This window comes from bacterium (assembly GCA_019912885.1).
Classification (GTDB): Bacteria; Lernaellota; Lernaellaia; order JACKCT01; family JACKCT01; genus JAIOHV01.
The window spans coordinates 29,233-49,315 of sequence record JAIOHV010000169.1; the positions used below are offsets into that span (position 1 = coordinate 29,233).

16 protein-coding genes and 1 riboswitch are annotated in these 20,083 nt (G+C 63.4%); of the genes, 10 read left to right on the forward strand and 6 right to left on the reverse strand.

All coding sequences use genetic code 11. From position 1 onward, the window contains the following. The first annotated feature begins 161 nt into the window (after positions 1 to 161). The 8 genes from K8I61_14730 to K8I61_14765 all read left to right on the forward strand — a co-directional run bounded on the left by K8I61_14730 (position 162) and on the right by K8I61_14765 (position 10,341). Entirely contained in the window at positions 162 to 962 is an 801-nt protein-coding gene (locus K8I61_14730) for a ParA family protein (protein MBZ0273291.1), read from the forward strand. Positions 963 to 1,230: 268 nt separating this feature from the next. Then, positions 1,231 to 2,268 carry a site-2 protease family protein gene (locus K8I61_14735; GenBank protein MBZ0273292.1) on the forward strand — a complete coding sequence of 346 codons (1,038 nt, stop codon included), beginning with the start codon at positions 1,231 to 1,233 and terminating at the stop codon, positions 2,266 to 2,268. Positions 2,269 to 2,649: 381 nt separating this feature from the next. Continuing rightward, on the forward strand, positions 2,650 to 3,489 hold the full coding sequence (locus tag K8I61_14740) for a hypothetical protein (GenBank protein MBZ0273293.1): 840 nt from the start codon (positions 2,650 to 2,652) through the stop codon (positions 3,487 to 3,489). Between the two features lie 330 nt (positions 3,490 to 3,819). After that, entirely contained in the window at positions 3,820 to 4,755 is a 936-nt protein-coding gene (gene cysK / locus K8I61_14745) for a cysteine synthase A (GenBank protein ID MBZ0273294.1), read from the forward strand. 38 nt (positions 4,756 to 4,793) lie between these two features. Then, positions 4,794 to 8,186: an FAD-dependent oxidoreductase gene (locus K8I61_14750; protein ID MBZ0273295.1), complete on the forward strand. Its 3,393-nt coding sequence runs from the start codon at positions 4,794 to 4,796 to the stop codon at positions 8,184 to 8,186. A gap of 136 nt (positions 8,187 to 8,322) precedes the next feature. Beyond that, a complete protein-coding gene (locus K8I61_14755) occupies positions 8,323 to 9,657 on the forward strand; it encodes a P1 family peptidase (GenBank protein ID MBZ0273296.1) in 1,335 nt (444 codons plus the stop codon). 38 nt (positions 9,658 to 9,695) lie between these two features. Beyond that, on the forward strand, positions 9,696 to 9,890 hold the full coding sequence (locus K8I61_14760; GenBank protein MBZ0273297.1) for a type II toxin-antitoxin system HicA family toxin: 195 nt from the start codon (positions 9,696 to 9,698) through the stop codon (positions 9,888 to 9,890). 1 nt (position 9,891) lies between these two features. Then, positions 9,892 to 10,341, forward strand: a complete 450-nt coding sequence (locus K8I61_14765; protein ID MBZ0273298.1) for a helix-turn-helix domain-containing protein — start codon at positions 9,892 to 9,894, stop codon at positions 10,339 to 10,341. 57 nt (positions 10,342 to 10,398) lie between these two features. On the opposite strand, the gene K8I61_14770 is transcribed toward K8I61_14765, so the two are convergent. Beyond that, positions 10,399 to 11,658 (reverse strand): hypothetical protein, encoded by a 1,260-nt coding sequence (locus tag K8I61_14770; GenBank protein ID MBZ0273299.1) that lies wholly within the window; start codon positions 11,656 to 11,658, stop codon positions 10,399 to 10,401. A gap of 164 nt (positions 11,659 to 11,822) precedes the next feature. Beyond that, positions 11,823 to 11,994, forward strand: a riboswitch (cobalamin riboswitch). 145 nt (positions 11,995 to 12,139) lie between these two features. Here K8I61_14770 and K8I61_14775 point away from each other — a divergent pair. Beyond that, positions 12,140 to 13,672, forward strand: coding sequence for an Ig-like domain-containing protein (locus tag K8I61_14775; GenBank protein MBZ0273300.1), 1,533 nt, complete (start codon positions 12,140 to 12,142; stop codon positions 13,670 to 13,672). Between the two features lie 125 nt (positions 13,673 to 13,797). After that, positions 13,798 to 14,715 carry a hypothetical protein gene (locus K8I61_14780; GenBank protein ID MBZ0273301.1) on the forward strand — a complete coding sequence of 306 codons (918 nt, stop codon included), beginning with the start codon at positions 13,798 to 13,800 and terminating at the stop codon, positions 14,713 to 14,715. 76 nt (positions 14,716 to 14,791) lie between these two features. Here the strand turns inward: K8I61_14780 and K8I61_14785 are convergent, their stop codons facing one another. The 5 genes from K8I61_14785 to K8I61_14805 form a co-directional block, all read right to left on the reverse strand. Further along, positions 14,792 to 15,919: a hypothetical protein gene (locus K8I61_14785; GenBank protein MBZ0273302.1), complete on the reverse strand. Its 1,128-nt coding sequence runs from the start codon at positions 15,917 to 15,919 to the stop codon at positions 14,792 to 14,794. A gap of 76 nt (positions 15,920 to 15,995) precedes the next feature. Next, on the reverse strand, positions 15,996 to 17,135 hold the full coding sequence (locus K8I61_14790) for a hypothetical protein (GenBank protein ID MBZ0273303.1): 1,140 nt from the start codon (positions 17,133 to 17,135) through the stop codon (positions 15,996 to 15,998). A 97-nt stretch (positions 17,136 to 17,232) separates the two neighbouring features. Beyond that, positions 17,233 to 17,703 (reverse strand): response regulator transcription factor, encoded by a 471-nt coding sequence (locus K8I61_14795; GenBank protein ID MBZ0273304.1) that lies wholly within the window; start codon positions 17,701 to 17,703, stop codon positions 17,233 to 17,235. Positions 17,704 to 17,894: 191 nt separating this feature from the next. After that, complete coding sequence (locus tag K8I61_14800; protein MBZ0273305.1) at positions 17,895 to 18,551, reverse strand: response regulator transcription factor; 657 nt, start codon at positions 18,549 to 18,551, stop codon at positions 17,895 to 17,897. After that, positions 18,548 to 19,846 (reverse strand): PAS domain-containing protein, encoded by a 1,299-nt coding sequence (locus tag K8I61_14805; protein ID MBZ0273306.1) that lies wholly within the window; start codon positions 19,844 to 19,846, stop codon positions 18,548 to 18,550. The genes K8I61_14800 and K8I61_14805 overlap by 4 nt, the downstream gene beginning before the upstream one ends. Positions 19,847 to 20,083 lie beyond the last annotated feature (237 nt).

Sequence of the window (20,083 nt, forward strand, 5' to 3'; positions counted from 1 at the left end):
GTTTTTTCGCTTGTGGGAACGTGTGCCCTATGACCGGAGCGGGCGGGCGTTTCGGCACGCCGCGCTAGCCTTGAAAATTTCAACCGAATGTTTTTTTTTGCTCGCGACGACGATCGATCCCGTCGCGCCGCCCGGCCGCGGGTGAATGAGGGTTTTGGAGCATGGGCAAGGTTATCGCCATCGCATCGCAGAAGGGCGGCGTCGGGAAGACCACGACGACCGTCAACATCGCCGCGTCGCTGGCCGTTCTCAAGCAGCGCACGCTCGTCATCGACCTGGACGAGCAGAACGCGGTGGCGTTCGGCCTTGGCCTGACGCGCGCGCAGATGGAAAGCGGCATCTACGACGTGTTCATGGGGCGCGTCATGCTGCGCGACGTGATCCATTCGACGAGCCTTTCGACGCTGAAGGTCATCCCGTACGGCAAGGGGACGCTAACCGACGAGTTCGAGAAGTTCGTGCGGCAAAAGGGCAGCGCGCCGCTCCTTCGCAAATACGTCGATGCGGTGCGAAAGAGCTGTGACTTCATCCTCATCGACTGCCCGCCGGGCATGGGCGATCTGACGATCTACGCGCTCTCGGCGTGCGACTCGGTGCTCGTGCCGATGCAGCCCGAGCCGCTATCGCTCAAGACCCTCACGCAGATCCTCAAGATCATCCGCAAGGTTCGCCGCAACGTGAACCCGGACCTGATCATGGAGGGGCTGCTTCTCACGATGTACGACGAGAACTACCGCATCAGCCGCGAGGTCGCCAAGCAGGTGTGGACGACGTTCCCGGAGGAGGTCGTCTTCCGCAACGTGATCCCGCGCATGGAGGAGTTCTCCGCCTCGTTCGCGGTCGGCAAGCCGATCATCATGCAGGATCCCGAGGCCGAGGTTTCGCAGGCCTATTTGCGCCTCGCGCGCGAGATTCTTAAAAAAGCGCAGGTCGACCAGCCCAAAGCCGCCGCCGACGCGTAAACGAAGGTCGCAGACCGCAGGCTGCAGGTCATCGCAATCCATCGCATTTTGATCGCGCGGAGCCGCGGAGAGAGCGGAGCGCCAAGCGCCACCGCATGTTCCGTACGGTTTCACTCGTCACTCGTCACTCGTCACCCGCCACTCAAAATTCCTGACTTTTTCGTGTTCGTGGCTATAGTTTATGGTGACGGTTGCGTCTTTTCGGCGCGGCGCCGATAAAATCAGGGCGCGCCGCCCATGACGGTGGCGTGAAGGCGAGGATGGATTCGTGCGTTGGACCTTGACGATCGGCGCGCCCTTCGGGATTCCGATCCGCATTCACTGGAGCTTTTTGCTGCTTGTCGCCTGGGCGCTTGCGATCGGCCTTGGCGGCGACTCCGCGGCGCTCACGCTCCTATTGCTTACGACCGTTTTCGGAAGCGTTATCCTGCATGAGCTTGGCCATTCGGTTGCGGCGATGCGTTTTGGCATCAAGGTCGAGGACATCACGCTCTGGCCGCTTGGCGGCATGGCCCGCATGCAACGCTTTCCGGACGACCCGAAGCAGCAGCTCGTCATTGCGATCGCGGGTCCGATCGTCAGCTTCGCGCTCGCCGGCGCATTTTTCGGACTGACCTGGCTGTTCGTGCCGACGATGACGCCGAACTCCGTCGGCGGCCACCTGTTGCTCTACACCGCGCAGATCAACCTTCTGCTCGGCGCTTTCAACCTCCTTCCCGCGCTGCCGATGGACGGCGGCCGCATCCTGCGCGCGGTGCTGGCGATGACGTCCCTGCGTGACCGCGCCACGCGCATCGCCGCGCGCGTCGGGCAGGTGTTCGCCGTGGCCATGGCGACGGCCGGCGTCATGATCGGCCACTTCTGGCTCGTGTTGATCGCGATCTTCGTCTTCTTCGCCGCGGAGCGCGAGTCGGTGGTCGACCGCGTCACGTCGCGATTTTCAAGGACCACCGCATGGCAGGCGATGCTCAAGCCGGTGGCGACGGCCGCGCGCATGACGAGCATCGGATCCCTGGCCGACTACGCGGCGACGCACGAGCAGCAAGACTTCCCGATCATCGAGGGAAAAAGTGTTGTGGGCCTCGCGACGCGGTGGGACATCGTGCAGGCGCTCGTCAACGGTCTGCGCGAGGAGCCGGTCTTTACGATCATGAACCGCGACGTCACGACCGTGACGCCGTGGGATACGCTCGACAAGGTGCTGCGCACGGGTCTTCCGCTTGACCGCGCCGTGCTGCCCGTCGTGCAGGACGAGCGCGTCGTCGGCCTGGTGACGCCGGAGCGGCTTCAAAAGAGCCTGGCGTAAGAAAGGCTGCGTCCCTTCCCTGGGACCGCGGGCCGCTGGCCCGCTTCGAGATCGATCGCATTTCCCGCCGCGCCGCCAAATCCCCCGCTCGCGTCTCCCCGATCCGGCGCCTTCCCGGGACCGCAGGTGTCCTCACCTGCTTCGTTCGCCGTCGTTTATCCGCGGATTTCGCTGATGTCACAGATTTTTCGTCCCCCTTGCCAAACACGCGACGGCGGAACGTAATGCCACGTCTTCAATACGGGTGATGACGTGCCTAACAGGGCCATTCTCTTCGCCATCGCAATCATTGGCGCGATTCTGTTGGCCGCGTTCTTGGCGAGATCGAGGCGGGCGTCACCCGAACCCAAACTGGCGTTGGCGCTCGACACGCGCGCGCCCGTGCGACAGAATTTGACGCCGCACCCGAAAGCCACGCCTTCGCCTTCTTCGTCAAACGAAATCGACCAGGAGGAGATCGCAAGCTGGCTCGACCTCGCCGCGCAGCTCTCGGTTCCGAAGGTGTGCGTTACGACGCATTACGACGAAAAGGGGCGCGAGAATGGAAGTATGTCGGACGTCGGATGTAATGGCACTTTCAGAGATTGCAGCGAATTGGAATACGATGAATTTGATAAAGTCGTTTCATTACGTAGCGACGAGGACTGTGACGGATCGCCGGAGTTATGCACGTCGGTCGATATTGACGAAGAGACCGGGGACGAGCGCGGTTCCGTTGATACGGACTGCGACGGCTTCCCGGAATACGTTGTTTGCTTTGAAAAAATCTACGACGACCAGAACCGCGAGATTCGCGCGATTATGCGGCCGGAATGTAGCGACGACGAGCCGCCGGTCTGTACGGAGGTAACGTACAACGAGGCCGGCGATTTCCGGCGCGCAATCGGCACGCGGTGCGATGGGAAGGCGACATCGTCGTCCGAATCGGTGCTTAACGAAAACGGGCAAATCGTTTTTGGGCGATTCTTGCCGATACCCAAAGATCCCGCCTCGGGCTTTTGTTCCCACATGCGTTATGACGGGTCCGGCGAGCTTTACCTTGGCGTGATGGACAATAGTTGCGATGGTCGATTCGACGATTGCACGTGGACGAGCCACGACGGCGCCGGACGCAAGGTCACTCGCGAAGATAAAGGTTGTCACGCATTGCCCGTCGGCGTCGCCGCCGAGCTTCGCAAAGAGCAGGCGAAGTACAGCGGCGGCGACGACTCAGACGAATAAGCAGGTGAGGACACCTGCGGTCCCGGGGAGCGGCCGATGCGTGGAGACGGGAACGGGGTATTTGAGAGCGAGGCGGGAAGACACGGTTATTCGAAGCAGGCGAGACGCCTGCGCTCTTGGCTTTCAATCCTCACCCGCGATCCTCACGCCACGCGCAAATTCCGCTTGACCTGCAAAACGAAAGACCCGTAAGATCACCCTGCTGGTCGAACGACCATTTATTTTTTGGGGCCAACTCGACTATCTCAATAGAGATAGTCGGACACGGCGACGACAAGGAGGCCGAAATTGGCCCAACCGACCGAAAAAATCGGCGAACTTCGTCCGTCAATGGGCGAGGAGCGCATCGCGCCGGACCTTTGCGCGCTCGTGGGGCGCACGCCGCTGGTGCGCCTTTCGCGCTTCGCAAAGGGTCTGCCGGGCGAGGTGGTCGCGAAGCTCGAGTCGTTCAACCCCGGCTCGTCCGTGAAGGACCGCATTGGCCTTGCCATGATCGAAGCCGCGGAGCGCGACGGGCGCCTGAAGCCCGGCGGCACCATCGTCGAGCCGACAAGCGGAAACACCGGCATCGCGCTCGCGTGGGTGGCGGCCGTGAAGGGCTATCGCCTGATCCTGTGCATGCCCTCTTCGATGAGCATCGAGCGGCGCAAGATCCTGATGGCGCTTGGCGCGGAGCTTGTGCTGACCGACGGACGTGAAGGCATGCACGGCGCGATCGAGCAGGCCGAGATCCTGGTGAAGGAGATGCCCGGCGCGTTCATGCCGCAGCAGTTCGCGAATCCGGCGAATCCGGAGGTCCACCGGCTGACGACGGCGGAAGAGATTTGGGCCGACACGGGCGGCAAGATCGACTTTTTCGTCGCCGGCGTCGGCACGGGCGGGACCATCACCGGAACCGGGCAGGTGCTGAAAGCGCGCGTGCCGAAATTGCAGGTCATCGCCGTGGAGCCCGCGGGATCGGCCGTGTTGTCCGGCGGCGAGGCCGGCCCGCACATGCTCCAGGGCCTCGGCGCCGGATTCATTCCCGAGGTGTACGACGGCAAGTTCGTCGATGACGTCATCAAGGTCGGCAACGACGAGGCGATGGAAACGGCGCGGCAGCTCGCGCGCACGGAGGGGCTGCTTTGCGGCATCTCGTCGGGCGCGGCGGCGTATGCCGCGTTCCAGATCGCGGCGCGCCGCGAAAATCGCGGCAAGCGTATCGTCGCGATCATCCCGGACACGGGGGAGCGCTACCTGTCGACGCCGATCTACTTCGACTATTGATCGACGCCGCGAAAAGAAAATAAAGGCCCACGAAACGCATGCTTCGAAAACTCGAACACAAACGGCGCTCCGAGCTTGAGGAGATCAAGGACCAGGGGCTGACGCTCGACTGGGACGAGATTTCCAACAAGGGAAAGATCACCGCGGAAGAGGTACAAATCGCCAAGTGGTATGGCGTCTATTCAAGCCGCCAGGAAGGCAACCACATGGCGCGCGTGGTCATCCCCGGCGGCCAGTTCACGGCCAAACAGGCACGCGCGCTGGCGAAGATCGCCGAGGACTACGCGCAGGGGAAGATCAACTTCACCACGCGCCAGTCCGCGCAGCTTCACTGGCTGAAGCTGCCGATGCTCGCGGAGTTTTTGCGCGACATCCGCAAGGCCGAGCTGACGACGCACCACGGTTGCGGCGACGTGACGCGAAATGTCGCGGCCTGCCCCCGCGCGGCGACGTGCGAGTTCCGCCGGTTGAACGTTTTGCCCTACGCGCAAAAAACCGCGCGCGTTCATGCGGATAGCCACGATCTCGACAACCTGCCGCGCAAGTTCAAGGTGTCGTTTTCCGGCTGCGGCGCGGCGTGCGGGCAGCCGCACATCAACGACGTGGGCGTCGTCGCCGTCACCCGGCGAAAACCCGACGGCGGGCAGGAGCACGGGTTCAAGGTGCTCATCGGCGGCGGCATGGGGTGGAAGGCGTTTGTCGCGCAGGAGGTTTTCTCCTTCGTCCCGCCGGACATCATCACGGACGTCACGCGCGCGGTCGGCATCCTGTTTCGCGATCACGGCGACCGCTTCAACCGCTCCACCTCGCGCCTGAAATTCGTCGTCAAGCGCTATGGCATCGAAAAGTGCCGCGAGCTTCTGTACGACATCATGCGAGAGGAAGGCGTCGACGTTTCGCGCATCGAACATGCGCCCGTCGAGGATATCGGCCCCGCGTATCCGGCGCGCCCGCTGACCGCACCGGGGGTTGGCACCGACGGCCTGGCGATACAGGAAGTCATGCTGCCCAAGGGCGAGATGACGCACGTGCAGCTTCTTCGCCTGGCGGACCTCGCCGAGATCTACGGCGACCGGCACGTCTACAGCAGCAACCGCCAGAACCTCGCGATCCACGGCGTGAAGCCCGAACGCATCGCGGAGCTGAAAGAGGAAATCCGCCGCACCGGTCTTGGCGTGGAGGGCTTCGGCGGCCTGCGCGATATCGTGCCGTGCGTCGGATTGACGTATTGCCCGCTGGCCGTCTCGCGAACGCACTCGCTCTACGACCTTATGCAGTCGGTCGTGCATCAAGAGAAGTACGATTCGATCCGCGACGCGGTCCTCATCAACATCACCGGTTGCCCGAACTCGTGCTCGCCGTTTCGCATTTCGGATATCGGATTTCGCGGCATGCGCATCCGCGAGAACAAGGGCTCGGTCGAGGGTTACGAATTGCGGCTGGGCGGCGAGGAGCACGAGTTCGGTCGCATCGTCGGCGAATACAAGGTGTCCGACTGCGTGCTGGTGACGGCAAGGATTCTCGACACGTTCCTGGCGCATCGCGCGGGCGACGAGACACTGTCCGACAACGTGCGCCGCATGGGGCTCAAGCCGTACCGCGATGCGATCGGCAAGCTGAACATCCGCTACGTCACCGCGCCGACGCTGCTCGAGAACTCCGCGTTCGTCGGCCATCTGGCCGAATCGCGCGATTTCGAGACGATCAAAAAAGACGTTCCCTGCCAGGAAGCGTGCCCGGCCAAAACGAACGTGCCGGCGTACATCGCCAAGATCGCGCAGGGCGACAACGACGCGGCCTATCGCATCAACCAGGAGGACAACGTCTTCCCGGGCGTGCTCGGCCGCGTGTGCACGCGCCCGTGCGAAAGCGCGTGCCGCTACAACTGGACGAGTACCGAGGCGCCGGTGAGCATCTGTCACCTCAAGCGCTCGGCCGCCGACCGCAAGACCGACAAGGCGGCGCCTTTGCCCGCTTGGTTCGGTCCGACCGGCAAGCGCATCGCGGTCATCGGCGGCGGGCCGGCGGGATTGACGGTCGCGCGCAATCTTTCGCGCTACGGCCACGGCGTCACCGTTCACGAGCGCGAGCCGTACCTCGGCGGCCTGATGCGCATGGGCATCCCCACGTTCCGCCTGCCGCGCAACGTGGTGGACGACGAGGTGAACGCCATCGCCGACGCGGGCATCGAGGTGAAATCTGGCGTCGCGGTCGATCGCGCGAAGTGCGCGGAGCTTGCCGAATCGTTTGACGCCGTCGTTGTGGCGACCGGCGCGCACCGCCCGCAAACGACGAAGATCGACGGCCTGCCGGACGACACCGCCATCGCGGGCTTGTGGTTCATGAAGGCGTACAACGAGGGCAACCGCATGCCGGTTACGGGCGATGTGCTCGTCATCGGCGGCGGCTTCACGGCGGTGGATTGCGTTCGCGCGGCGCGACGCATTATCGGGCCGGACGGCGGGCGCGTCTCCATGATGTACCGCCGCGCCGAAGAGCACATGTCCGCGAATCGCGAAGAGATCGAGCAGATCCGCGCGGAGGGCATCGACATCGAAACGTGCGTCGTGCCGGTGTCGGCACGCGTCGACGAGAACGGCAAGCTCGAGAGCGTCACGTTCCGCCGCAATCTCCTGAAGGCGACCAGCGAGACCGGTGCGAAACCCGAAATGATCCCGATCCCCGGCAGCGAGTTTGAGCGCCCGTGCCGCACGCTGATCCTCGCGATCGGCCAGTCGCGCGAGCTGGAAATCCTGCCCGAGCGCATCGAGATCGCCGGCGCCCATACGACGACGCACGCGAAAATTTTCGTCACCGGCGATTTCGCGTACGGCAGCCTCGATGTCATCCACGCGGTCGCGGACGCCAAGGCCGCGGCGGACGAAATCGACGAGGCGCTCATGGGTGAAAAGCGCCGCGAGCGGATGCTCGACGTGCGTTACGTGGACGATCAGGTGTACGGCACCGGCCGCCTGCGTGATATGGACCTGGTGCAGCCGCCGTCCATGTCAACGCTCGATCTATTGCGCCGCGGCTTCGACGACGAGGTCGAGCAGGGATTCGACGACGACAAGACGCAGACGCACGCCGACCGCTGCTATCTGTGCAACTACAAATACGAGATCGACCAGGACCGCTGCATCCACTGCGACTGGTGCCTGAAGGTGATGCCGCGCGACTGCATCCACAAGGTGAGCTACATCTTCCAATCGAACGAAGGGGTCACGACGACGTTCGTCGACACGCCGATCCCGCGCGACGCGACGTATATCTGGATCGACTCCAATGAGTGCATCCGCTGCGGCGCGTGCCTGCGCGTCTGCCCCACGGAGGCGATCTCCGTGCGCACGACGGACATCGGCGAGCGCGACGCCGTTCCGGTGACGTTCGTGTCCGGCGAGCGATCCGCGGCGTTTCCGACGCGGGATTGATCGCGATTTTTCACCACCGAGAACGCGGAGGACACGGAGGGTGAACAAAAAACCTCTGTGCTCTCCGTGTTCTCTGTGGTAAAAATCCTCCTGCGATTTCATTCCGTTTTCCGCATTTTCCATTGAAATGGCATCCATGGGGTTTCGCGCCGTGACCATCGCCTTTGCCCTCCTCGCGCTTTGCGCCCTTGCCACCATTGCGTCCACCGCCGACAAGATCGAGCGCCTGCGCGCGCGCGAGATGGGCGTGAAAATCGGCCGGCTGAAGACCGGGCCGCTCAACGCGATCACGGACGTTAAGGGCGTAAAGGTCGGGCACGCGACGCTCACCGAAGGCGATAACGTGCGCACGGGCGTGACGGTCGTATTGCCGCACGGCGGCAACCTGTTTCAGGAGAAAGTGCCGGCGGCGATCTTCCTGGGCAACGCGTTCGGGAAGCTCGCCGGTTATACGCAAGTCGAGGAACTCGGCAACATCGAAACGCCGATCGCGCTGACGAACACGCTGAACATCGGCCCGGTCGTCGAGGGGCTCGTTCGCTACACGCTCGCGCAGCCGGGCAACGGGGAATTGCAGTCGATCAACGCGGTCGCCGGCGAGGTCAACGACGGGTTTCTCTCCGACATCCAGGGCCTGCACGTCCGCCCGAAACACGTGTTCGAGGCGATCGAAAACGCGGCGGGCGGGCCGGTGCCGGAGGGCAGCGTCGGCGGCGGGCACGGCGCGCGGACGATGGGCTACAAATCGGGCATCGGCACCGCGAGCCGCGTCGTGAAGATCGGCGATAAAAAGTACACGCTCGGCGTTCTCGTGACGTCGAACTTCGGCGGTTCGCTCGTGGTCGACGGGATACCGGTCGGACGCATTCTCGCGAAGAAAATGCGGAGTGCGGAATTGGGAATGCGGAATGAAATGCAGGCTGCGTTAACCACGGAGAGCACAGAGGACACAGAGGGTAATTACGATGTCAGCCGCGATGTCGGTGCCGCAAGCGACAGCGCGCGGTCTGCGTCGCATCGCCAATCGGCTACGCTCGCCTCCGACACCGGCGCATCGTCCGACAACGACGACGACTTCCCCGAGGACGAGCGCGGGTCGTGCGTCGTCGTGATCGCGACCGACGCGCCCGTGCTCGCGCGCAACCTCAAGCGCCTGGGCGCGCGCGCGAACCAGGCGCTCGGCCGCGTCGGTTCGCACTTCTCCAATGGCTCCGGCGACTACTTCATCGCCTTCTCGACGCACCCGGATCTGCGCATCAAACACGGCGCGACGATGACCGGCGGTTCCGAGCTTGAAAACGCGGCGATGAACCCGCTTTTCGTCGCCGCCGCGGACGCGACGGAAGAAGCGATCCTCAATGCGCTGTTCAGGGCGAACGAGGTCATCGGCCGCGAGGGTCACACGTTCCCCCTGCTGCCGCTCGATGAGGTGCGGGGGATCCTGGAGAGCACGGGAAAGCTTTCGCGGTAAGGGTTGAAAAAACAACATATATGTTGTAGGATGCCGCTGTGAAAGTCAAAGACCTGATTCGCGAACTTGAACGACGCGGTTGGGAATTTGACCGGATGCGCGGCTCGCACCGCGTCTATCGGCATAAGGAGGCGACTCGCCCCGTTGTCGTCGCCCCGCACGGGAGCGAAATGCCCGACATCTGGGCGAAGTCGATTTTGAAACAGGCGGAGCACGCGTTGAAGGACAAATAAGATGAATGATGCCGTGGGATTTTGGGCGATTCTGATGCCCGACAAGGCGAGCGAAACGGTCGGCGTTCGCTTCCATGATTTTCCGAACATCGTCACGTATGGCTTCGACCGCGATCACGCGGTTGAAATGGCGGGCGAAGCATTGAACGGCTGCCTGGAGTCCGATTACGACCGCCACGTGCCGCTACCTGAATCGCGTCGCAAGCCGCGCGTGAAAAAGGGCGAGGAAGCCGTGTTCGTCACACTCGATCCCGACGTCCGCACCGCCTATCTCGTTCGCGGCTGGCGCGAGGAGAGCGGATTGACGCAGGCCCAGATGGCGCGACGCATGGACATTTCGACGCAGGCGTACCAACGGATCGAGCGCCCCGGCCGCGCCAATCTCACAATCGCGACGTTGATGCGCGTCGCCGAGGCGGTCGAAAAACGCCTCGTCATCTCCGCCGAGTAGCCCCCGTCACAAATTAATCAGCTTTCGCGCCAACGGGCACGGCGCCGGAAACGGCTCTCAGCAGCCGCAGCACCCGTCGTCATCGTCATCATCGTCGTCGTCGTCATCGTCGTCATCGCCCGCCGCGTCATCATCGTCGGAGTCGTCGTCATCGGTGTCGTCGTCGTCGGAGTCGTCGTCGTCATCGGCGTCGTCGTCGTCCGAATCATCGTCGTCATCGGTTTCGTCGTCGTCCGAATCATCGTCGTCATCGGTATCGTCGTCGTCATCGCCCGGAACGGTCGTCGTTGTTGTCGTCGTCGTCGTGGTCGTGGTCGTGGTCGTGGGGATGTAACACGCAATCCCCAGCGCCAGGACCGCGAAGTCCGTGGACGTGTCGGCAAATTCCGTACCGCCGCCGGCGGCGTAAAGATCGCCATCCAGGCAGTCCGCGGCGACGTTCTGGCGCGCGTTCGGCAGATCGGCGTCCGCGTTGACCCAGGTTCCGACCCCGAAATCGAAGACATAGGTCGTGGCAGTCGGCTCGATGGACTCATCCCGGCCGCCCATCGTGTAAAATCGCGCGTCGGCGCCGTCGAAGAGAACCGCGTCGCCGGCCTGGTCGAAGCCCTCGGGGAGGTCGGGAAAGGCAGAATCGTTCCACTGGTTGATCGCGGGGTCAAAAACCGCCGCGTGCGCCAATAGTCCCATGCCCGCGCTGTTGCCGCTCGCCGCATAGAGCAATCCGTCGTATCCGAACCCCGCGGCCTCCCATCGCGAAATGCCCATTGACGCGTATTGCGTCCACGTGTTCGTTGCCGGATCGTAGCCGTAAAGAAGGTCGAGATTCGGCGCCGCCGCGCCCGTGAAATATCCGCCGAAACGATAAAGGATGCCCTCGACGACGGCGACCTGATAACCGCCCGAAACAGCCGGCGCCGGCACGTCGGGACCGGTGCTCCATGTATCCCCCGCGATGTCGTAAATGTAGAACGCGTCCGTGAAACTCAGTCCGCCGCCGTCGATATATCCGCCGGGCACAAAAATTCGGCCCCCGTAATACGCGGCGTCGATGCCGCCGACCGCCTCGGGAAGGCTGGCCATGTCATCCCAGGTGTCTCCGGTGGCATCGTACCGCCAAACGGTGTCGTTGTGATCCGATCCGGTCTCCGTTCCGCCGCCGATGTAATAAAGATAGATTCCGTCGCTGACGAGATCGCCGCCCGTCCGCGCCTCCGGAAGCGGTTCGACGAAATTCGACCACTGCGCGGCGGAAGGCCCGGCGAAGACGAAAATGCCCGAAACGATCGTCAACAAACCAACGAATCGGTGTGCCATCGGCGGACCTCCTTGTGCGTATTTCAAAAAACCATACGCCTTCTTGCCGATTGAGCAAGAAGTTTTTCGATTTTCAAGCCGATCCGAAACGCCCCTCGGGCGCCCCACCCGCCTGCCGGACTCCTTCATTGACCTTGGCGCCCCCGCGCTGCTATACACGCCGGACAATTTGAAGGCGCGTGGTGAGACGGGGGCATGGAAGCGCTCCCGCAGGAAAGGCCGGTGAGAGTCCGGCGCGGTCCCGCCACTGTGATGGGCCGGGTTTCGTGACGCGAAAGCGCCGCGGAGCCGGGAGAGCCCACAGCCAGGAAACTGCCCCGCGCGCCGCAAACCGTTCGTCCTTCGGTCGAGGGGACGGGTTTGCCGCGGGCGAAGGCCTTCGGCCCCTTCCGATCTGATCGGGAGGGGTTTTGTTTTGGGCGCCGCCCCTTGCATCCCCTTCTTTCACCGCGGGACCAGGAATCGGCAAAGGAGGATACCCATGACGCCGATGATGACCTGGTCCGCGAAGCGGACCCCTGCTGCGCTCCTGTTCTGTTTGATCCTGGCATTCGGTCTTGCAACCGCCGGTTGTTCGTGTTCCGACGACGGCGGCGGCGGCGACGATCAGGACACCGGCGGACTGCCGGTCCTGGATGACGACGACGACGCGGACGATGACGACACCGCCGACGACGATGTCGCGGACGACGATGACGCGGACGACGACGATGTCGCGGACGACGATGACGCGGACGACGACGACGCGGACGACGATGACGCGGTTGATGACGACGCGGATGACGACACCGAGGTGACGCTCGAATCCATCGAGATCGTCCCGGCATCCGGCGCGGTTCCCGAAGGCGTGACGAAGGGCTTTACCGCCATCGCGCACTACTCTGACGATTCGACGAGCGACGCGGAGGACTTCGTGTGGGCGTCGGACGACACGGACACGTTCACGGTCGATGACGAAGGCAACGTCACCGGCGTGGCCAACGGCCAGGCCGCGCTGTCCGCGAGCCTTGGCGACATGACGGGCGAGGCGGACGTGCTGGTCGGGCCGGATGTGTTTTTCTACGACGGCGTCGCGGCGACGCTGGCCGCTTACGACCGCGGCACGGACACCGTGGACATGGACTATCTCGCCGCGAAGGCGGCGGTCGCGGCGGTGCCGCTCGGGCTTGCGTTGTGGGAAGGCAACGCGCTCATTGTCGAGGGCGGCGATTTCGGCCCCGGCCAGACGGGCGACGAGGGCGTTGTCGCGATCGATCTGTTCACGGGAGCGGTCGGCGCCATCGACCTTCCCGACGCGGACAATCCGAACTTCATTGCCGTTTCCGGCGACACCGCCTACGTGCCGAGCAGCCTCACCAACGAGCTCTTCGCAATTGACCTCGTGACCGGGACGATCGACGACTGGGCCCTCGCGAACGATTGCGCCCCCGGCGACGTTCTCGTGCACGACGGGCGCGTCTTCGTGGCATGCACCGGATTCGACAGTATCAATTTCACCTACGCCGATCCCGGACGCATAGCGATCGTGGATCTGTCGGACGACTCCGTGTCGTACGTCAATCTCTCGCAGGTGAACCCCGGCGCGCTGGCCGCAAATCCCGACGGCACGTCGTTGTACGTGGCTTGTACGGGCGACTATTTCTCGGAATTCGGCGCTGTGGACGAGATCGACCTGGCCACCGATGCCGTCGTGGATACGGTGGACCTGACCGGCACGGCGCTGACCAGCCTCGCGATGACGCCGGCCGGCCTCGCGTTCCTTGGCGATTCGTTCGCCGGGAACGTTTACGTGCTCGACACGTCGGACAATTCGCTCACGAAGGACACGGGCGATCCCATCGTCGTCGCGGACGCGTTCTGGATCGCCGAGGTCGCATACAATCCGTTCGGCAACACGGTATACGTCGCGGACTGGACGAACCAACAGATCGCCGTTTTCGACGCGGCCACGTTCGCGGAGGGGACGGCGCTTGCCGCGACGAATCCGTCGGGCTTCGCGTTCTGGAATTGGTGATGGCGTCCTCGAGGTCGAGGATCGACGATCGAGATTTGAGGATCGAGGGCGGCGCACGCCGCCCCTTTCGCCGTCGCGAAACCCGCTCCCTTACGGTCGCGGTTCGTCATTCCGGGCTGGCCGGGATGTTCCTTATTGCTCTCGCGGTCTCGTTTTTCCTCGCGCCGCTGGCCTGCGGCGACGTGGGTGGCGGCGACGGCGATGACGATGACGACGACGATGTCCCGGGGGATGATGACGATTTCGCCAATGGAGATGACGACGATTCCGGCGACGACGACACCGACGACGATGACGATGCCGGGGACGACGACGACGCGGACGGCGATGACGACGACAAACCCGATCCGCCCGAGACGCGATATTTCGCCGCGGACGTGATCGACTACGAGATCGGCGTATCCGGCGGGTTCGGCGAGGATTACCTGCCGGGCAATGTTCTCGGTGCGCCGGTGGGTTTCGGCCCCGGACAAGGCAACAACGACGAGCGGGACGTCTTTTCGCTCGGTCACGGCGGCTGGATCGTACTCGAGATGAAGGTCGATATCGCCGACGGAGACGGCCCTGACTTTGTCGTTTTCGAAAATCCGTTCAACATCGGTGATACGGGACTGCGTTTCATCGAGACGGCGTTTGTCGAGGTGAGCGCCGACGGCGTCGACTTCGTGCGCATGCCGAACGACTACGATCCCACGGACGTTTCGCCGCAGGCCGATCCCGCGAGTTTTTCGGGATTCGCGGGCGTGACGACGGTATCGGCGAATCTCGATCCCGATGGCGACGGCGAAACGGACGACTGGATCGATCCCGCCGACCTCACCGTATCCGGAGGCGACGCGTTCGATCTGGCCGACGCGGGGCTCGCGAGCGCGCGTTACGTTCGGATCATCGACACGGGCAGTATCGCCCGCGCGCCGGGTACGGAGTCGTACGACGACGACGGCACGCTGATCGAGGATCAGGGGAATCTGGCGCCGTTATCCGGCGACAAGGACGGGTTTGATCTCGACGCGGTGTGCGTCATCCATGCGGTAACGCGATAACGAAGGCTGGACACGAGGCGGCGGCCGGGAAAACCCGGCCGCCGCCTTGCGATTGATCGAATGCCTCGACGGGCGGCTATTTCAGGTGCCGTTCGAAGAAATCGAAGACGTCCGCGAATCCGTCCGTGTACCCGTACGGCTCCACACGCATGGGGATCGGCGGGTATCCATTCCGCTCGTTGATGATCGCCGAATAGCGATAAAGATCGGGCGCGGTGTCGTCGATGGGCCCGGGCGAATCGCCGGGGGGCTGGAGCCAGAGCGTGTCGCAGTCGGACACCACCGCTTTCAGGTGCGGGTCGATCCACGCCAGCGCGTTGCCGGTCACGGCGCCGCCGGAGTGGCCATAAAATCCGATGCTGTCCGCGCGCACGTCCGGCCTCGCGCGCAGGTAGCGCACGGCGAGCATCCCCTCGTACACGCGCAGGCCCGGGAACGTGAACCCGGATGACAACAGCTCCATCGAGACAAGGTTCTCGAAGGCGTCGGCATAGTTGACCCGCAGCCAGAGGACAAGAACGACGTAACCGCGCTCGGCCAGTTTAAGCGCGTGATACTGATCGCGCATGACCCAGGGATTGTCGCCGTGACCGTGCATCGCGGCGATCGCCGGATACCGGCCGGGCGCCTTGGGGCGAATGAGCAAGCCCTTGAATCGGCCGACGTACAGGTCGGTGAAAAGAATCTGCTCCTCAATCACGGTTTCCTTCACTTCACGCGATATCACCGACGCGGAAAACCGGCGTTGTGCAAAGCCGTCGACGAGAAAGCCGATGCGCAGCCCTTCGATCATCTTGAGGGTCAATGCCTCGCGAAGAATGGGCGTGCCGATGTCGAGCGGCGACGGGTGGTTTTTGATATCGAGCATGAACGCGAGCTCGTCCGCGGGGATGGGGTCGGCATGCCCCGCGGCCCGATCGATAAAGCGCAGGTAGTCATCGACGCACGTTCCGGGATCGGTGCAGTCCCAGTCGTCACCGACAACGGTCTCGATATCGACAATATCGTTCGGTTCGGGGCGCTCTTCACCGGATGCATCGCGGCGCAAATGAGGCCGTTCGTCAGCAGGGAGATCGAGCGACGCGCCCGTCCCGCCCGCTTGTTCCCCGCTGTCGCCGGGTACGACGGCCGTGTCCGCATTTCCGGCCGTGTCGCAACCCGACAGGACGCATCCGATCGTCATCGCGAAGGCGATCGCGGGCATACGAAGCCTGGCTGTCCACGTTATCGAGAACATGTCATCCGCCCGGTTGCCGCCGGCGGCGGCCGTGAATGTTTTGTTACAGGTGCTGATCGAAGAACGCGGATATGGCGCCGCGCGCGCCTTCGTAACCGTAGGGGACCTCAAGCGTCGGTACGGACGTTGTCGATGGATCGTTGATGTGCGGATGCAGCACGTAAAGCCCCGGCGCCGTGTCGTCGAGGATCATGTCCGCTTCGCTCAGATAGGTGCCTTCGTTGTCGCTGACGTACGCGGCGATGCGCGGTTCGATCCGGACCGTCAGATTGCTTGCCATGCTGCCGCTGGAGTGGCCGATCAGGCCGATCGATTTTTCGTCGATGATGTCGTCGCGGTAGCGCAAATACTTGAAAAGCAGCAGCGTTTCGTAGGTGCGCAGCGTGTAGAACGCGAAGCCATCCAGAAGCATGTTTTCGGACACCATGACTTCAAAGCTGTCGCCCTGGATCGCGCGAAAATCCAGCACGGCCAAAGCGTAGCCCTCGTCGACGAATGCCTTGCCGTCGTTCTCGCCGATCCAGCCCCAGGCGTCCTGCCCGTGCCCGTGCACGGCCATGATCGCCGGAACCTTCTTATTGGTCTTCGGGCGCATCAAGACCACACGGAACTGCCCGACCCAGGGGTCTTCAAAAAGCAGCGTCGACTCGGTGTACGTTCCGTGATCGAAGTAAGCCGTTCGCGTCACCGTCAACGCCCGCGTTTCCAGGCCATCCAGAAGAAATCGCATGTTGAGGCCGTCGTCGATGACGCGTTTTCGGAGTTCGGGCTGCGTAAACGGTCCCGGTTCGATAAGGGGAATGAGGTTTTTCTCGTCAAGGAGCCAGTCGAGGCGGGCCTGGCTGATCGGCTTCGAGAACGGAACCGCGCTTTCCATGAACTCGAAATAGTCGCCGACGCAGCTACCCGGCGTCGCGCACTCCCAGTCGCCGCCGAAATCTTCGAGCTCGGTGACGTTGGTCCATTTCGCGAGAGTCAGGTGTCGCACGCCGTACGGCGCGTCCCAGCCGGCTTTGGGGAACCCTTCGCCCTCGATGGACGCGGCCACGGCGGCTCGGGCCGCGCGCGCCGGGGCGGCATCGGCCGCCGCGGGGAGAAGGAGCGCCAGGATGAGCGCACCTGCGGCAAGGAGCTGCGCGTGACGCCAATCTCCGAACCGATTTTTTATTATTTTCGTTGACATCTTTGTTTTCCCGAACCGGCGTGGTGCGGCCCGACGCCATTTGTTTACGCTACGAATACGTCCGAATGGGAAACGCGAATATCGGGGAAGACCGGAACTATGCGGCAGGGGTTTTGCCTAGGCCGGACGGACCCTTAGCGGGAATTTCGCGGCCCGACATTGAGCCGATTCGGCTCGGCCCCACGCGCCGCGTGATGTACACGCGGCCGTCACGGATAGCCTCGATCGCGTCATGGATCTCGACGAAGGCCGATTCCTTCACGAGAAAGGCCGAAGCGCCGGCTTGCGTGGCGACTTCGGCATACAGCCGCTCGGGGTAGACCGTCATGACAATCACCCGGGTCCCGGGCGAGACCGCGCGAATCCGGCGCGTGACGTCGATGCCGTTGGTCGGCGAAAGCGACATCTCGACGATGGCGAAATCGGGCGAAAGCCTGGTGGTCGCCTCGACGGCCGCGTCGCCGCTGTCGGCTTCGCCGACGAGCTGGTTTTCGGGATCAACGGAAAGGATCGACCATATCACGCGCCGCGCGATGGGGCTTTCGTCGGCTATGAGAAATCGCGTCACCTTCGCCTCGTTCAGGATCCGGACGCATGTCCGGATACCTCTGAAGAGTCGCCCGGCGCGGGTTAGGAAACCATCGGGGATCGCCCGATTCGCGCTTGGGGAAACCCGGAAAGCGCGCGGCGCGGTTCAGCGTTCGATCGGGGAAGGCGCCCCGCCGCCCTCGTCGTTCGGGAATGGGCGGATCGGCGCAATTATTTTTCGAGCGTGGTGATACCTTCTCGGATGGCGTATTTGGTCAGCTCGGCGACGCTGTGCAGATCGAGTTTTAGCATGATCTGTTGCCGGTGCGTTTCGACGGTTTTCACCGAAAGGTGGAGGACTTCGGCGATTTCGCGCGTCGGCTTGCCCTCGGCGACGAGCTGCAGCACCTCGCGTTCACGCGGCGAAATACGGGGGCCCTCGACGGGCGCGGGATTCGTCACGCGGCGCACGTAGTCATCGACCACGATGCCCGTCACCTTGGGCGACAGGTAGGTCTGCCCGCGCGCAGCGGTGCGGATCGCGTCGGCAAGCTCCTCGAACGCGCAGTCCTTCATCAAGAATCCCGTCGCGCCACTCTTGAGCGCGCTTGTGACAAAGCGCTTGTCTCCGTGCATGGACAGGATGACGACGCGGACTTTCGGCATCTCCTCGAGGATCAGACGCGTCGCCTCCACGCCGTTCAAATTCGGCATGGTGATATCCATGACGACGACATCCGGGGTCAGCTTGCGACAGGCGGCGATCGCGGCGCGCCCGTCATCCGCCTCGCCGACGACCTCCATGCCGCGTTCGTTGGCCAGCAGTGTGCGATAGCCTTCGCGCACGATTTTGTGATCGTCAACGAGCAGAATCCGGATATTGTTCATGCGGCTCCTTCCGCCGCGGGGGATGCGCGCGGAACAATCAGGCGCACGACCGTGCCCTCCCCCATGCGGCTATCAATTTCCAGGCGCCCGCCCAGGTGGCGAACCCGCTCGCGCAGATTGAAAAGCCCGAAACTGCCCTCCCTCCGAGTCGTTCGGGTCAGCGCGGGGTCAAAGCCTATGCCGTTGTCCCGTACCTCAACGACGACCTGGGCGCCGCGCTCGGCGACGGTGACGCGCGCGCCGGTCGCGCCGGCATGTTTAACCACGTTATTCAACAGCTCCCGAACTCCCGTGAACAACACCAGGCGCGAATCGTCGGACAGCGGGATGCTCTCGTAGCTTTCGTCCACCTGAACGGGCAGCCCGTGCGCGATCTGCGCCTGCTCTCCGAGCCACGCGACCGCCGCGCGAAAGCCCAATTCATGCAGCACCGGCGGCGACAGTTCGTATGTGAGCGCGCGCGTGTCGACGATCGCCTGTCCGACTTGCGCTACCAGATCCTCGAGCGGCGCCTGCGCCTCGCGTCCCGCCGAAGCCTGGACGAGCGCGGATAGCCGGATCTTCACGAGCGCGAGCGACTGCGCGATGCGGTCGTGGATCTCGGTGGCGATGCGCTTGCGCTCCCGCTCCTCGGCGAGTTCGAGCTGCGCGACCATGGATCGGAGCTGATTTTGATAATCCTGTAGCCGGTCTTCGAACTCGTGCTGACGGGTGACGTCGCGCGACACGCCGACAAGTCGCCGCACGCCGCCGTCGGGATCGCGGATGGGGCTGACCACCGTATGGAAATACCGGCGTCGATCCCCGGTGTCGAGATGCCAATCGAAGTGCGAGACGTTGCCCGAAAGCGCGCGTTCGTACGCGGCGCGGTGACGGGGCGCCTGTTCGCGCGAAAAAACATCGTCGACGGTCTTGCCGACGACGTTCCGCACCGACGCGTCGTCATCGCCCGGTCCGCCCCAGACACCTTCGTACTCGAGGCGGTGATTGACGAGAAAAATGTAGTCATCCATCGAGCCGACCAGCGACCCGTACAACGCCTCGCTTTTTCGCAGCGCTTCGTGGGATTCGTGGATCAATTCGTCGCGCTTGGTGAGCACGCCGAAAAGCACCGCGCCGGTCAGCGCGACAAAAACGATGTCCTCGAGCGCCTGCAACGTGAAACGCACACCGCGCGGCAAGTCCAGATTGAGGATGACGGCGTGATTGACGGTGATGCGCGCGGTGGCCAGGAACAGGTACAGCAACAGGATGCGCGACGGCGTCAGATCGCGAAAAACCGACTGAATCCGCACCACAATATCCCCCGTTTGTTCAAGGCCATGTGCCGGCAGGCGGGCATCCCGCAACGATGCGAAAAAATTATAGCGGGGAATACCACGGTGAAGCTACCGCCATCGGTGGCTCCGCACGGTGCGTTGCGTGCGATGACCTTCCAGACTTCCGGACTTCCAGACTATTCAAATCGGGCACGGGCGCGGGCGCGGGCGCGGATCGGACGCCGAAATCGGAAAAAAGACAAAAAAAGAGAG

What these genes read in the sequence shown, in the direction of transcription:
- K8I61_14750 (MBZ0273295.1), top strand. Translation starts at nt 4,794, where the DNA reads ATGCTTCGAAAACTCGAACACAAACGGCGCTCCGAGCTTGAGGAGATC.
- K8I61_14790 (MBZ0273303.1), bottom strand. Translation starts at nt 17,135, where the DNA reads ATGTCAACGAAAATAATAAAAAATCGGTTCGGAGATTGGCGTCACGCG.
- K8I61_14800 (MBZ0273305.1), bottom strand. Translation starts at nt 18,551, where the DNA reads ATGAACAATATCCGGATTCTGCTCGTTGACGATCACAAAATCGTGCGC.
- K8I61_14755 (MBZ0273296.1), top strand. Translation starts at nt 8,323, where the DNA reads ATGGGGTTTCGCGCCGTGACCATCGCCTTTGCCCTCCTCGCGCTTTGC.
- K8I61_14730 (MBZ0273291.1), top strand. Translation starts at nt 162, where the DNA reads ATGGGCAAGGTTATCGCCATCGCATCGCAGAAGGGCGGCGTCGGGAAG.
- K8I61_14775 (MBZ0273300.1), top strand. Translation starts at nt 12,140, where the DNA reads ATGACGCCGATGATGACCTGGTCCGCGAAGCGGACCCCTGCTGCGCTC.
- K8I61_14780 (MBZ0273301.1), top strand. Translation starts at nt 13,798, where the DNA reads ATGTTCCTTATTGCTCTCGCGGTCTCGTTTTTCCTCGCGCCGCTGGCC.
- K8I61_14770 (MBZ0273299.1), bottom strand. Translation starts at nt 11,658, where the DNA reads ATGGCACACCGATTCGTTGGTTTGTTGACGATCGTTTCGGGCATTTTC.
- cysK (MBZ0273294.1), top strand. Translation starts at nt 3,820, where the DNA reads ATGGGCGAGGAGCGCATCGCGCCGGACCTTTGCGCGCTCGTGGGGCGC.
- K8I61_14785 (MBZ0273302.1), bottom strand. Translation starts at nt 15,919, where the DNA reads ATGCCCGCGATCGCCTTCGCGATGACGATCGGATGCGTCCTGTCGGGT.
- K8I61_14765 (MBZ0273298.1), top strand. Translation starts at nt 9,892, where the DNA reads ATGAATGATGCCGTGGGATTTTGGGCGATTCTGATGCCCGACAAGGCG.